The 13,804-nt window shown below is 48.7% G+C and carries 14 protein-coding genes; 8 read left to right on the forward strand and 6 right to left on the reverse strand.

The window, feature by feature from the left end; all coding sequences use genetic code 11:
* Positions 1-38 precede the first annotated feature (38 nt).
* The 8 genes from DWY89_RS13035 to DWY89_RS13070 all read left to right on the forward strand — a co-directional run bounded on the left by DWY89_RS13035 (position 39) and on the right by DWY89_RS13070 (position 8,664).
* On the forward strand, positions 39-1,118 hold the full coding sequence (locus DWY89_RS13035) for a TRAP transporter substrate-binding protein (protein ID WP_118524023.1): 1,080 nt from the start codon (positions 39-41) through the stop codon (positions 1,116-1,118).
* Between the two features lie 23 nt (positions 1,119-1,141).
* A complete protein-coding gene (locus DWY89_RS13040; RefSeq protein ID WP_107001703.1) occupies positions 1,142-1,642 on the forward strand; it encodes a TRAP transporter small permease in 501 nt (166 codons plus the stop codon).
* Positions 1,639-2,928, forward strand: a complete 1,290-nt coding sequence (locus DWY89_RS13045) for a TRAP transporter large permease (protein WP_207722853.1) — start codon at positions 1,639-1,641, stop codon at positions 2,926-2,928. Before DWY89_RS13040 ends, DWY89_RS13045 begins: the two co-directional genes overlap by 4 nt.
* Positions 2,929-3,066: 138 nt before the next feature.
* On the forward strand, positions 3,067-4,041 hold the full coding sequence (locus DWY89_RS13050) for a LysR family transcriptional regulator (protein ID WP_118524749.1): 975 nt from the start codon (positions 3,067-3,069) through the stop codon (positions 4,039-4,041).
* 257 nt (positions 4,042-4,298) lie between these two features.
* Positions 4,299-5,573, forward strand: coding sequence for a glucose-1-phosphate adenylyltransferase (locus DWY89_RS13055; protein ID WP_118473001.1), 1,275 nt, complete (start codon positions 4,299-4,301; stop codon positions 5,571-5,573).
* Positions 5,570-6,691: a glucose-1-phosphate adenylyltransferase subunit GlgD gene (gene glgD / locus DWY89_RS13060; protein WP_022359575.1), complete on the forward strand. Its 1,122-nt coding sequence runs from the start codon at positions 5,570-5,572 to the stop codon at positions 6,689-6,691. Before DWY89_RS13055 ends, glgD begins: the two co-directional genes overlap by 4 nt.
* A gap of 36 nt (positions 6,692-6,727) precedes the next feature.
* The gene (gene spoVG, locus DWY89_RS13065; protein WP_107001781.1) at positions 6,728-7,012 is read left to right on the forward strand and encodes a septation regulator SpoVG; all 285 of its coding nucleotides are present in this window, start codon (positions 6,728-6,730) and stop codon (positions 7,010-7,012) included.
* 155 nt (positions 7,013-7,167) lie between these two features.
* Entirely contained in the window at positions 7,168-8,664 is a 1,497-nt protein-coding gene (locus tag DWY89_RS13070) for a Na+/H+ antiporter NhaC family protein (RefSeq protein WP_107001699.1), read from the forward strand.
* Between the two features lie 61 nt (positions 8,665-8,725).
* Here DWY89_RS13070 and DWY89_RS13075 read toward each other — a convergent pair whose 3' ends face one another.
* The 6 genes from DWY89_RS13075 to DWY89_RS13100 form a co-directional block, all read right to left on the reverse strand.
* Complete coding sequence (locus DWY89_RS13075; protein WP_022359572.1) at positions 8,726-9,871, reverse strand: FAD-binding oxidoreductase; 1,146 nt, start codon at positions 9,869-9,871, stop codon at positions 8,726-8,728.
* On the reverse strand, positions 9,868-10,215 hold the full coding sequence (locus tag DWY89_RS13080; RefSeq protein ID WP_118466984.1) for a (2Fe-2S)-binding protein: 348 nt from the start codon (positions 10,213-10,215) through the stop codon (positions 9,868-9,870). Before DWY89_RS13080 ends, DWY89_RS13075 begins: the two co-directional genes overlap by 4 nt.
* Entirely contained in the window at positions 10,208-10,708 is a 501-nt protein-coding gene (locus tag DWY89_RS13085; RefSeq protein ID WP_118466982.1) for a 4Fe-4S binding protein, read from the reverse strand. Before DWY89_RS13085 ends, DWY89_RS13080 begins: the two co-directional genes overlap by 8 nt.
* A complete protein-coding gene (locus DWY89_RS13090) occupies positions 10,702-11,826 on the reverse strand; it encodes an NAD(P)/FAD-dependent oxidoreductase (RefSeq protein ID WP_118467738.1) in 1,125 nt (374 codons plus the stop codon). Before DWY89_RS13090 ends, DWY89_RS13085 begins: the two co-directional genes overlap by 7 nt.
* Entirely contained in the window at positions 11,826-12,131 is a 306-nt protein-coding gene (locus DWY89_RS13095) for a (2Fe-2S)-binding protein (protein WP_022359568.1), read from the reverse strand. Before DWY89_RS13095 ends, DWY89_RS13090 begins: the two co-directional genes overlap by 1 nt.
* Before the next feature lie 470 nt (positions 12,132-12,601).
* On the reverse strand, positions 12,602-13,804 hold a 1,203-nt coding region (locus DWY89_RS13100), incomplete at its 5' end, for an IS110 family transposase (protein ID WP_118524750.1).

The following is a 13,804-nucleotide window of genomic DNA, read 5'->3' on the forward strand; positions in this document are numbered from 1 at the left end:
ATATAAATGCACATTTTTTAGAAGGAGGATTTTACATTATGAGGAAAGACAGAGTATTGGCAGGGGCATTAGCAGCAGTGACAGCGCTCAGCATGACAGCGTGCGGCGGCGGACAGGCAGGTGGTACCACACAGGCAGCGGCGGCAGGAACACAGGCGGCAGTCGAGAACACCGCTAACCCGAATGCCGAGACAACACTCAGCATCGGTTATACGACCGCAGCAAACGCAGATGATCCGTATCACTTTACAGCAACCAAATTCAAAGAGATCGTGGAAGAAAAATCCGAGGGCAGAATTGCGGTCAACCTGTATGCGAGCAGTCAGCTTGGTTCCGAGCCGGAGATGTGGGAAGGCATGCAGACCGGAACATGCGACATGGCAGTCATGACGAATGCATATGTTTCTTCTTATGTACCGGCAAACGGTGCATTGGATCTTCCGTTCATTTTTAGCGATCTGGCACAGGCACGTGAGATCGTAGACGGCGATTTCGGTCAGTCCCTGATCGACAATATGGACGGAACAGGCGTTACATGTCTTGCATTTTCTGAGGGCGGATTCCGTCAGTTATGTACAAAGGACAAAGAAATCAAAGCACCGTCCGATTTGAATGGACTGAAGATCCGCTGCATGGAGACAAAGATTTACCTGTCTGCTTATAAGGCACTGGGTGTAAATGCAACCCCGATGGCATGGGGCGAGCTTTTAACTGCTCTGCAGCAGGGTACCGTAGATGGCTGTGATGCACCGTTAAGCGTATTATATACCAACGGTTTCCCGGATATCTGCAAATACATTGATAATGTAAACCTGTTCTATTCTCCACTTCCGGTATGTATTTCTACCAGCGTATATGAGTCCTTATCTGAGGAAGATCAGGCGATCTTAAAAGAAGCAGCACAGGAAGCAGCCAAAGAAACACGTGAAAACAACGATGCAACCGCTGAAAAGATGGAGTCAGATCTGACGTCTCAGGGCATGACGATTGTATCCTCTGAGGATGTAGATACAGAGGCATTCCAGAGTGCCGTACAGCCGTGCTATGACGAGATGGAATCCTACATCGGTTCTGAGTGGGTGGATCAGATTAAATCCCTGACCGGCACGGAGGGGTGATTGCAGAAAGAGGGTTTGACAGCATGAAAAAATTAGAGCAGGTTTCAGACATAATTAATAAGTGCGTCAGTTACATAGGAATGGTGATCTTTATTGTCCTGATTGTTGCCTGTGTGGCACAGGTGTTTTTCCGCTTCATTCTGAATAATTCACTGTCATGGAGCGAAGAACTTGCCCGGTACTGTTTTATCTGGATGCATATGCTGGGTGCTTCCTTGTTGATTGAGGGAAGCGGACATGCTACAGTAACAGCAATCCTGGATCTGATGCATGGAACGCTTCGAAAAATTGTCGATATTATCATTGAATTAGTTATCTTTTTTGATGGAACCGTAATGCTGTACGCAGGCTTAAAGCTTGCGTACAGCTCCAGAACCAACTTGAGCACCGCGCTTTCTGTCCCGATGTGGTGTATCAATTCCTCCGTGGCAGTCGGCGGAATCCTTCTGATGTTTCAGGCATTTGTAGCGATTGCGATGATCGTATCAGCGACAGAGAGAAAGGAGGATAAACCGGTATTATGACACTTGTATTAGTAGTATTATTTGGTCTGATGCTTTTAGGCATTCCGGTTGCATTTGCAATCCTTTCTGCCGGAATGGCATATCTGGCGACAACGGGAGGAAGTATGCTGGTAGTCGCACAGCGGCTGATTTACGGTCTTAACTCCTTCACACTGCTTGCAGTCCCACTGTTTATATTGGTAGGAAACCTGATGGATTTCGGTGGTATTTCCAAACGTCTGACCGATTGGGCGAAGAGTATTTTAGGCTGGCTTCCGGGCGGACTTGGAATTGTAACCGTATTCAGTTGTGCGATCTTTGCAGCGCTGACGGGCTCCGGTCCGGCGACGGTAGCAGCGATTGGTTCAATTATGCTTCCTTCTATGCTGAAGGCAGGTTATTCCAGAGAAACGAGCGCGGGGTTAGTTGCATCGGCAGGTGCATTGGGACCAATCATTCCTCCGAGTATTCCCATGATTATTTATGGAGTTACAATGAATCTTTCAATTCCGGCAATGTTTATGGCAGGGGTTGTCCCGGGACTTGTTATCGCACTGGCGTTATCGTTAGTCAATGTCGTATTCGCATACAGGAATCCGGAGGTTCTGAAACATGCGAAGACGATGAAGTTTGATTTTAAAGAATCCATGAAATTGTTCTGGAAAGCGCTGGGCGCTCTGGGACTTCCGGTTCTGATTCTAGGCGGTATTTATGGCGGTATCTTTACACCAACCGAATCCGCAGCGGTCGGCATTGTTTATGCGCTGATTCTGGGTTTTGCATTGAAAGAACTGAAAGTAAAAGATTTACCGAAGATCCTGATCAATTCCCTGAAAACATCGACAATGGTCAATTTCATCATCGCGGCGGCGTCCCTGTTCTCCTGGGTTGTATCGAAATCCCAGATCGGAATCGTGATTTCCAATGCATTTATCAGCTTCGTAGGTGGCAGCCAGGCACTTTATCTCTTCGTACTAGTTGTAGTGCTCTTAATTGTAGGCTGTCTGATGGATAACGTAGCGGCAACTCTGATTCTGGCACCAATTTTAATTCCGGTTGGAATTGCACTCGGATGTAATGAACTCCACATCGGTATGCTGTTCTGTATTTGCCTGGTAGTTGGATTCGTAACACCTCCGTTTGGATATAATCTGTTTACGGCGGTTTCGATTTCAGGCTTGAATTTTAAACAGATTGTAAAGGGAGCGCTTCCGTTCCTTTTGACGGAAATATTGCTTCTGTTTGTATTTGCATATGTACCGGGAATCATCACATGGCTTCCGAGACTAATGGGGTACGGATACTAAGTATTAGAAAAATACGTAAGAAAAAGGGGCTATGAAAAGACAGCAGAAGAGACTTGAAAGGTCAATGCGCTGTTTTTTTACGGCTCCTTTTGGTTAGAATAAGAAAATAGATAGAACTGAGAACTGGCGGAGGAAACAATGAAAATAGGATTCGAAGTTTTTTTGGTGGTAGCCAGAGAAATGAGTATTACAAAAGCTGCAAATGAGCTTCATATTACACAGCAGTGCGCCAGCGATCATATAAAGAGGCTGGAAAAAGAGTATAATGTCGTGTTGTTTGAGCGGCGTCCCAAATTCCGTCTGACACAGGCTGGCGAGATCATGCTTCATAACCTGTTAAATATCCAGATTATGGAGACGAGTATGAGCCGGAGTCTAGCGGGGATAGCGGAGGGGACGGTGGGCGGTTTTACCTTGGGAATCAGTACATCCCGCGCGCCGATCATACTGCCCCGTGTGCTGCCGCGATATTACCAGTGTTACCCGAAGGTAAATATATCCTTTACGGAGGAGGACACACAGATTCTGGAGGAACGCCTGTTGAACGGACAGGTAGATTTATTTATCGGGGTCAATACGTCACCGCATCCGGATTATAAAATCCAGACCCTGACGACGGATGAGATCATCCTGGTTATCTCCGCCAAGCTTTTGAGGCGGGAATTTAGCAAGCAGGAGATCCGGCAGATGGAGGATGGGATTGATCTGAAACGGTTTTCCAACATTCCGTTTACGCAGAGTTTCAAGACCGGAAAAGTCAACCATGCGATTCAGGAATATCTGGACAGTTATAATGTAAAGCTTAATGTCATCTATAACATCAGTGATAGTGAGACGCAGATTCTGCTCTGCGCGTCCGGCATCTGTGCGGCGCTGTGCCCGAAAATGCTGCTGGCAGCCGCGTACCGTCACAATCAGACCTGTAAACCGGAGGATGAACTCTATATGTTCCCGATCCGGAACTTGGGACGGGAGTTAAAGATCGAGCTGGTCAGCCATCGGAATGCGATGCATCCGATGTATATACAGGACTTTGTCCATATCTTACAGGAGGAGTTGCCGCGGATTGCAGATTCGATGAGTCTGGAAGAATTGAGAAAGAGTATACAGTAAAAAAGCCTTGAATCGGAAATGCTTTTGAGTCAAAAGTGTCTCAGATTCAGGGCTTTTTTTCAGTTCACGGGAGGTTCACTCTCAGATTCCACATCCCGGAATTACGAAAATATTATGTAAAAGGAACGAAAAATGTCGGAAAATGTACAAAATTGGGACAAATTCTATTAAAAATTTGTTCACTATTTTCGTGAAGTATGTTATAATAAAAACAGGTTTAAAATACACATTATATGTGAGCATCGAGGGGTGATATCGTGATTAAAAAGGAAATGATAGCTATGCTGTTGGCAGGCGGACAGGGCAGTCGTCTGGGTGTCTTAACTCAAAAAGTAGCAAAACCTGCGGTTTCTTTCGGAGGAAAGTATCGAATCATCGATTTTCCGTTAAGTAACTGTATCAATTCGGGAGTGGACACGGTAGGCGTTCTGACCCAGTATCAGCCGCTGCGGCTGAATGCACATATTGGAATCGGTATTCCGTGGGATCTGGACCGCAACGTAGGTGGTGTGACGGTACTTCCGCCGTATGAGCGGAGCAAAGGAAGCGATTGGTACACCGGTACGGCGAACGCGATCTACCAGAATCTGGAATACATGGAAACGTACAATCCAGAGTATGTGCTGATTTTGTCCGGCGACCACATCTACAAGATGGACTACGAGGTAATGCTGGAATACCACAAAGCAAACAATGCGGATGTGACGATCGCGGCGATGCAGGTTCCGATGGAGGAGGCAAGCCGTTTCGGTATCGTTATAACCGATGACAACAACCGCATTACGGAGTTTGAGGAGAAACCGGCGAATCCGCGCAGCAATTTAGCTTCCATGGGTATTTACATATTCAGCTGGAAGGTGCTCAAGGAAGCGCTCATCAAGCTCTCGGACGAGCCTGGATGTGATTTTGGAAAGCACATTATCCCGTATTGCCATGCAGCTGGAAAACGTATCTTCGCATACGAGTACAACGGCTACTGGAAAGATGTCGGAACCCTTGGCTCCTACTGGGAGGCAAACATGGAACTGATCGACATCATTCCGGAGTTCAACCTGTATGAAGAATACTGGAAGATTTACACGAAGAGCGATATTATTCCCCCACAATTTATATCGGAGCAGTCCAAGATAGAGCGCAGTATCATCGGCGAGGGCACCGAGGTATACGGCGAAGTCATTAACTCGGTCATCGGAGCAGGCGTTACGATCGGAGAAGGTGCGGTGATCCGTGATTCGATCATCATGAAGGGCACGACGATCGGCGCTGGCACGGTTGTGGATAAGGCGATCGTGGCGGAGGACGTTACCATCGGTGAGAATGCCGAGGTCGGCGTCGGAGAATATGCCGAGAGCAAGTACGACAAGAAGGTATATCAGTTCGATCTGGTAACGATCGGAGAGCGCTCCGTGATACCGGATGGAGTGAAGATAGGACGGAACACAGCGATTTCCGGTGTGACGACGGCAGACGATTATCACGGCGGCGAGCTGGAGAGCGGCGATTATATCATAAAGGCAGGTGGAATACAATGAGAGCGATCGGGATTGTTTTAGCTGGCGGCAACAGCAAGAGAATGAGAGAATTATCCAATAAGAGAGCCATCGCAGCGATGCCTATCGCAGGCAGCTACCGCAGTGTCGATTTTGCTCTGAGCAATATGAGCAATTCCCACATCCAGAGTGTGGCGGTACTGACGCAGTACAACTCCCGTTCCCTGAATGAGCACTTGAGTTCTTCCAAGTGGTGGGATTTCGGACGTAAGCAGGGCGGCATGTATGTATTCACACCGACGATCACGGCAGAGAGCAGCGACTGGTACCGCGGTACCGCAGATGCGCTGTATCAGAACCTCGATTTCTTAAAGAAAAGTCATGAGCCGTATGTGGTCATTGCAGGCGGCGACTGTGTCTATAAATTGGATTACGGCAAGGTACTGGAGTATCATATTGAAAAGAAAGCGGATATTACCGTAGTATGCAAGGAGATGCCTCCGGAGGAGGACGTTACCCGCTTCGGTCTGGTGAAGTTAAATGATGACGGACGTATCACAGATTTTGAGGAAAAACCGATGCTGGCGACCTCCAGCATGATCTCCTGCGGTATCTATGTAATCCGCCGCCGTCAGCTCATCGAACTTCTGGAGCGCTGTGCAGCAGAGGATCGGTATGATTTTGTTACCGATATTTTAGTCAGATATAAGAACCTCAAACGCATTTACGCGTATAAGTTAGGAACTTACTGGAGCAACATCGCTTCGGTTGATTCGTACTACAAGACGAACATGGATTTCCTAAAACCGGATGTACGCCACTATTTCTTCAAGGAATACCCGGAGATCTACTCCAAGGTAGATGATCTTCCGCCGGCAAAATACAATCCGGGTGCAAATGTCAAGAACAGCCTGGTATCCAGCGGCTGTATCTTAAATGGTACGGTGGAGAACTCGGTTCTGTTTAAGAAGGTATATGTAGGCAATAACTGTATCATCCGGAATTCTGTTATTTTAAATGATGTTTACATCGGGGACAATACAGTGATTGAGAATTGTATTGTAGAGAGCCGTGATACGATCCGCGCCAACACGACGCACATCGGTACGCCGGAAGATGTAAAGATTGTCATTGAGAAGAACGAGCGGTTTACATTATAGGGTACATCAAAGAACAGACGGAAGGGGTAAATGGGTATGCAGATTACAGACGTAAGAGTGCGGCGGATAGAGAAGGAAGGTAAGATGAAAGCCATCGTATCCATCACACTTGACAATGAATTTGTGGTTCATGATATCAAGGTTATTGAGGGAGAGAAAGGACTTTTTATTGCTATGCCGAGCCGTAAGGCTGCGGATGGAGAATACCGGGATATTGCCCACCCGATTAATTCGGAAACCAGAGACATGATTCAAAATGTCATTCTTGCCAAATACGAGGCGACAGCTCTGGAACTGGCAGAGCTGGAGAAAGCAGAGTAAAAAGCAGGAAAAGAAAGTAAAAAGAGAGAAAATATGAAAAAATGTCCCCGGACGCTGGACAAAGTGCCCGGGGACATTTATTATGTAGATATAGTGTGCTCAAAAACGGGCAGAATTTGCCCGAATGTGTACAGATAATCCATAAGGGGGTAATTATGAGCGGTACGATTTTTTCTTTAATACCGCCTATCGTAGCCATTGCGCTTGCATTGATTACGAAAGAGGTGTACCTGTCTCTGCTGATAGGTATTATGTCGGGCGCGTTTTTATTTACGGGTCCAAATCCGCTTCATGCGGTGGAAACAATGATCGCGATCATGGGCGAGAAGATCGGGGGCAATGTCAACATTCTGCTTTTCCTGGCATTTCTCGGCATCGTGGTAGCACTGATCACAAAGTCTGGTGCGTCGAAGGCTTATGGTGAGTGGGCGTCCCACGCGATCCGCACGAAGAAGGGCGCGCTGTTTGCAACCATGTTCCTCGGAATGCTGATTTTCGTGGATGACTATTTTAACTGCCTGACCGTCGGCACGGTTATGCGTCCGGTGACGGACAAGCACAAGATCACACGTGCGAAGTTAGCCTACATCATCGATGCGACGGCGGCGCCGATCTGTATCATCGCGCCGATCTCAAGCTGGGCGGCAGCGGTCGGTTCTTCGCTTCCGGAGGACAGCGGAGTGGACGGCTTCAGTCTGTTCCTTCACACGATTCCGTTTAATCTGTATGCGCTTCTCACGATCTGCTTCATGCTCTTTTTGGTAGCAGGCGATTTTGATTTCGCGGCGATGAAACGCTATGAAGAACAGGTGAAAAAGACCGGAAAAGAGACGACGGTCGAGGCGGAGGCGATGGAGATCTCCGGCAACGGAAAGGTTATCGATCTGATTCTTCCGATCCTGGTTCTGATTGCGTTCTGCGTCAGCGGTATGCTGTATACAGGCGGCATCCTGGACGGAGTTGGTCTGGTCGAGGCGTTCGCCAACTGTGATTCGGCACTGAGCCTGGTGCTTGGTTCCTTCTTCACACTGGTGTTTATCTTTGCATTTTACATGATCCGCCGTGTCATCCGGTTCAATGAGTTCTGTGAATCCTTCACGATCGGCGTCAAGGCGATGATCCCGGCGATCATGATTCTGTGCCTTGCCTGGACTCTGTCTGGTATCTGCAGTGCGGATTACTTAAACATCGGCGGCTATGTCAAAGAGGTAGTGGGCGGCAATGCGCTGGTCGGCTCCCTGATGCCGGCCCTGATGTTCGTCATCGCGGCGGGGCTGGCGTTCTCGACCGGTACGTCCTGGGGTACCTTCGGTATTCTGCTTCCGATTGCATTTGCGGTGGTTGGCGCTGAAAATATGAACAGCCTTACGATCGTGACGGCTTCGATTCTGGCAGGTGCGGTCTGCGGCGACCATGTTTCCCCGATCTCGGATACGACCATCCTTGCGTCGGCTGGCGCCCAGTGCCACCACATCAACCACGTATCGACCCAGATCCCGTATGTGCTGTGCGTAGCGGCGTGCTGTTTCCTCGGTTATCTGGCGGCCGGAATTACCGCCAATGGCTGGGTGGGAACCGGCGTGGGATTCGCAGCGCTGATTGTGGTTCTGGTTATTCTGGATCGAAAGAATAAAGGGACGAAAGAGGCGTAAAAGCATCGGCAGTAAACGAAAATTGGTTCGTTTACTGCCGATTTTTGCATTTATGCTATATCTATACAACCGCCGGCTCCAGGAGGAGCTTGCCGGTTTTGTAGCGTTCTTTGCTGAATAACTTGATATCCATGCTGTCCTCCTGCCCGGCGAGATGGTTTGCCATGAGGATGGCAATGCGGGGGGAGACCATGAAACCGTGTCCGGAGAACCCACAGACGCTGTAAAATCCTTTTGCCTCAGCCGCCTCGTCGATGACAGGGTTGCAGTCCGGGCTTAAATCGTACTGTCCAGCCCACTGGCGGACCACTTTCAGTTTCCGCAGAATCGGAAGTGCCTCACACATGACAGCACAGTTCTTTTCCAGAAACTGCCAGGAAGAATTGAAATTGTAGCTGGGGGCTTCGTGGGGACCGATGCCCATGACGAAGCTTCCATGCGGTGTCTGCTGGACATAATAGGAACGGTGGAAGGACATGACCATGCAGTCGATGAGAGGTGCAACCGGCTCGGTTACCAGCGCCTGATGGCGTTCCGAGGTAACAGGAATATCCTCACCAACCATTTTAGCCAGCTCTGGCGCATGGACGTTGGCACAGTTGATGACGGTTCTGGCTTCAAAGGTTCCGTTTGTTGTCTCAACGGCGTGGATGCGTCCGGCTTTCGTTTGAAGCCCGGTGACCTCGGTGTAGGTCAGAAATTCAACACCCATCCGTTTGGCACCCTGTGCGTAGGCCTGTGTACACTGGAACGGATCTGCGTGACCATCCTTCTGGCAGAAGGTAGCGCCAAACATACCGTCGGTATTCAGGTATGGAACAATCTCTTTTGCTTCTTTTAAATCGACGGCGCGGGAATCAATGCCGAGCTTATGCTGGACTTTGAGGTTTTCCTGAAATTGTGCCCATTCTTTTTCTGTATAAGCAACCAGAAGATAGCCGCCCTGATGGAGACCGCAGCTGCGCGTATAGCCGGTATATTCTTCCAGATGTTCAAAGATATGGGTACTTTCCAGAGCGATCCGCGCGTTCAGCTCGGATCCCCACTGCTGGCGGATACCGGCGCCGCAGCGGCCCGTTGCGCCGGAGGTCAGAAAGCGTTTCTCAATCAGGAGGATGTCTGTGATTCCACGCTTGGCGAGTTCAAATGCGGTGGCACATCCAATAATGCCTCCGCCGATAATGATGACATCGTAGGCTTTTTTCATTCGCAGCCACCTCCTTTTGTAGCAGATGGATCGTAGGATCCGTAAGAACCTTCATCCCCGTCCTGGACGGTTTCTTCCCAGGCGTCTGCCAGAGCGCCCATGCTGATAGGTTTGACAGGAGGGCGGAAGGTTGGCATCAGGACCTCTTCCAGAGGAAGTTTATAATAGGAAGAGAGTTCCTGTGCGATCAACATCCGGCAGGTACGTCCCTGACAGGGACCCATTCCAGCACGGGTTACACGTTTAATTTCGTCGATGGTGCGGTAACCATCCTGAATACATTTTAAAATGTCCTCGCGGGTTAAATCTTCACATCGGCAGAGGATTGTGTTTTTATCATCCATTTTGATACCCCCCTACTTTGATTGCCCGAACGTCCATGGCAAGTTCCTTCGGAACCGCCAGACAGACAATGTTGGTTTTATTTTTAGCGCCGCCCTGGATGATCTGTACGACCGGGAACCAGCCGAGTGCTTCGCCGGAGCGGTTCAGACCGCAGGCAAGCTCTCCTTTTTTAGGAAGCGGCAGAAATTCAAACGGAAGCTTTACGAGGGCTTCGGTCGGGCTGTATGTTTTATCAACGATGAAAATGGCAAGACCCGGGCACTTCAGCATACAGGCACCGCAGCCATTGCAGACATCAAAATCAATTTCGGGTGTCTCGTTGATATCTGGCTCAATGTGGATTGCTTTTTTTACACAGGCCTTTGTACAGGGATTGCAGGGGATTTTCTGAAAACACTCTGCGATGGCAACGGCGCCCTTTAAAAAACGTGTTTCATCCGGCGTAACTGCTTCAATGGCTTCTTTATCCGGGATTCCTGTCTGAATTAACATACGGATGCGCCTCCTTTCCTGCATATGTCATGCTCCAGGCGAAGTTTACGGGCTTTTTCCAGACCGCTTAAAATTCTGGCACCGGCAGGACCGGAGCGCAGTTCAGAAAGCTCCGAACGGGCAGCTTCCTTTTCGGCTGCCGCCCGGACAGGCTCATAGCCGAGGCTTTCGGCAGCGGCACATCCGGCGAGACGGCCTTCCACCATAGCGGAAGAGGCTTCTTCGATTCCGGAAACATCGCCGGCTGCATAGACGCCCGGAACCGAGGTTTCCAGGTTTTCATCGGTCAGCGGGATATGCCCGGATAATTCGCGGATAAATGCCATATCACAGCCAGCCTGCCAGCAAAGCTCGGTCAGCGGAGCCAGTCCGACTGCCAGACAGAGCGTATCGCAGGGAATCGTCTCTTCCGTGCCGGGGACAGGCTGGAACTGGGAGTCAACCTGTACGATGACAACGCCCTCAAGGGCATCAGTTCCATACGCTTTTTCGATCGTATAACCAGTCCGGATAGGAACACCGGCGCGGCGGATTTTCGAGGCATGGACCAGATAACCGCCGATTTTTGGGGCGGCTTCAATAATGCCGGCAACCTCAACCCCTGCCTGCATTAGCTGATAGGAGACAATCAGACCGATATTGCCTGCACCGACCATTAAAACACGTTCAGCCGGTTTGACGCCGGCGACATTCATGAGGGTCTGCACGGCACCGGCACCGTAGATACCGGGAAGATCATTGCCGGGAAATTCCAGAAACTTTTCAGAAGCGCCGGTGGCGAGAATGATTTTGGATGGGCGGATTTTCATGTGTTTTCCGTGATAAAAAACAGTAACGATGCCGTCCTCATAGATTCCCAGCACGGTTGCTTCTGTCAAAATTTCAATATTTGGATGGTGTTTCGCTTTTTCTATCAGCAGGTTTCCGATGTGGATGCCGCGTTCTCCGGCATATTGTTTTTCGGAACCAAAAAATTTGTGCGTCTGTTTGACTAACTGACCGCCGGGGAGGTAATCGCGCTCACATAAGAGGACGCTGGCTCCCAGCTCGGCGGCGGCACAGGCAGCAGAGAGACCCGCCGGTCCGCCTCCGATGACGAGAATTTCGGTCTGTTTGATCATAGGACAACCCCCTTTCCGTGCTGTTCTTCCACTTTCATGCCGGCCTTTACGCGGGTCACGCAGACGCGGACATTTGGCTCACCGTCTACAGTCATGAAACAAGAGGAACAGTTGCCGATGGCACAAAAAAGACCTCTTGGACGGTGCAGATGGGGACTGTGTCCCAGTGTGCGGATGCCAGCCGCATGCAGGGCGGCGGCGATGGTTTCGTGGGTAAAGCCGGTGATGGGCTGACCGTTATAGTAAAAAACGACCTCTTCTCCCCGGTCAAAATCCAGGACAGGATGTTCTTCCAGTCGCATACAGATCTCCTCCTCATATAATCAAGTGTTTTTTATTGAAAATTCAAGGTTTTTCAACCTTTCATATCTCAGTGAATAAGCCACAGCTATGAGCATTTCGATGTATCAGGTACTGAAATAGCGGTTGAATGGTATACGAAATAAAACGTCATTGATTTTCGCTTTACTGGTCTTGCGTATGCCCTTCCCTCTATGGCAGCTAACCTCCTATATCCACCAGGATCATCTCTGTCTCCAGAGGTCCTAACTTCCTTCGTTCTGCCTACCCATAACCAGGGTGTCAGCTATGCTCCTTTACGGGGTCATGCCCCTTGGTGATGATTTCTGCCGACTACTGGCTCATTCTTTGTATTATTGATTACTGACTCGCTTCCTGTTCCAGCACTGTGATCAGTGGACGTTATCTGTTACATTCCGCTTGATTCAGTGGCTGTCCACATGACAGCCTCCATTACAGTTACTTATCTTTCTTACGCAGCCTGTAGATAAACTGCTGGTCTCTTGATGTCACTGACCATCTTTTTCGGATCATAATCCACACCTTTCGTCAGAATGGCATAAAAGACTCGTATCAGCTTAGCTGCAATTGCCATAAGTGACTGCATTTTCTTCAATGGATTTAGTCTTCTGGTTGTGTAATAATTATGGAGTTCCCTGAACTTCTGGTTCTTCGACACAAGTGACATTGCAACCTCAAAGAGTAGATATATAAGTCTCTTTCGACCTCGTCTGCTTATTGTTGTCTCGCCCTTGTGCTTTCCCAAACTATTTTCAACCAATGCCAATCCTGCAAGTTTCTGCAGTTCCTTCGGATTGTTGAAGCGGCTGATATCACCTACTTCTGCAAGGAATCCTGACACTGTCCTGATTCCCACACCTTTGATCTCTAACAGCTTTTCAGTCATCGGAATCTTTCTTACCAGTTCTTCAATTAGAACCATAACTTCCTGTAGACGCGTATTTCTGGATTCATAGTCCTCCAGAAGCATTCGAATTTCCATTTTTCCAGACACCGCACCTTCTTTGCTTCCAACGCTGTGCTCAGCAGCTTCTATCAGGGTCTTCGCCCTCGCCTTTCCAACTGCTCTTAACTTCGCATCACGCCAGATTTGGTTCACTCCATCGATACCTAACGTCAGGATATCTTCAGGGAGTGGTGCTGTTTTAAGGATTAGCATTCCGCTCTTGGCATCCGACTTTCCGTATACCGTCTTATATTCAGGAAAATATATATTGAACCAACGACTGATCCTGTTTTGAATTCTTGTAAGTTCCGCCTGTAACTGGAATCTTATGTTTGATGCTGTTCTAAGATCAGCATAAACACCATCCGGCAGATATGGGATCATGTAACGTCCCTCTCTAACTAATCCTGCTATAACTTTCGGATCCTTACGGTCATTTTTAGTCGGATTATTGTCGTCGAGTTCTTTTGATTTTTTCACATGGTGAGGATTTACAAGCACCGGTTTCATTTCATTATCCTGTAGAAACTTTCCAAGATTGAACCAGTAATGCCCGGTCGGTTCCATACCTGGAATCACCTTATCCTTCTCATGTCTTTCTTTGAGGTCCAGGATCCATTCCTTAAATGTCACAAATCCGGCCTCTGTGTTGCTAAACTTAAATGGCTTCTTCGAATACTCGATTCCTCTGTAATCAAAAGCTCTGGC

The organism is Clostridium sp. AF27-5AA, from assembly GCF_003478415.1.
Classification (GTDB): domain Bacteria; phylum Bacillota; class Clostridia; order Lachnospirales; family Lachnospiraceae; genus Otoolea; species Otoolea fessa.

What these genes read in the sequence shown, in the direction of transcription:
- DWY89_RS13035 (WP_118524023.1), top strand. Translation starts at nt 39, where the DNA reads ATGAGGAAAGACAGAGTATTGGCAGGGGCATTAGCAGCAGTGACAGCG.
- DWY89_RS13040 (WP_107001703.1), top strand. Translation starts at nt 1,142, where the DNA reads ATGAAAAAATTAGAGCAGGTTTCAGACATAATTAATAAGTGCGTCAGT.
- DWY89_RS13045 (WP_207722853.1), top strand. Translation starts at nt 1,639, where the DNA reads ATGACACTTGTATTAGTAGTATTATTTGGTCTGATGCTTTTAGGCATT.
- DWY89_RS13050 (WP_118524749.1), top strand. Translation starts at nt 3,067, where the DNA reads ATGAAAATAGGATTCGAAGTTTTTTTGGTGGTAGCCAGAGAAATGAGT.
- glgD (WP_022359575.1), top strand. Translation starts at nt 5,570, where the DNA reads ATGAGAGCGATCGGGATTGTTTTAGCTGGCGGCAACAGCAAGAGAATG.
- spoVG (WP_107001781.1), top strand. Translation starts at nt 6,728, where the DNA reads ATGCAGATTACAGACGTAAGAGTGCGGCGGATAGAGAAGGAAGGTAAG.
- DWY89_RS13070 (WP_107001699.1), top strand. Translation starts at nt 7,168, where the DNA reads ATGAGCGGTACGATTTTTTCTTTAATACCGCCTATCGTAGCCATTGCG.
- DWY89_RS13075 (WP_022359572.1), bottom strand. Translation starts at nt 9,871, where the DNA reads ATGAAAAAAGCCTACGATGTCATCATTATCGGCGGAGGCATTATTGGA.
- DWY89_RS13080 (WP_118466984.1), bottom strand. Translation starts at nt 10,215, where the DNA reads ATGGATGATAAAAACACAATCCTCTGCCGATGTGAAGATTTAACCCGC.
- DWY89_RS13085 (WP_118466982.1), bottom strand. Translation starts at nt 10,708, where the DNA reads ATGTTAATTCAGACAGGAATCCCGGATAAAGAAGCCATTGAAGCAGTT.
- DWY89_RS13095 (WP_022359568.1), bottom strand. Translation starts at nt 12,131, where the DNA reads ATGCGACTGGAAGAACATCCTGTCCTGGATTTTGACCGGGGAGAAGAG.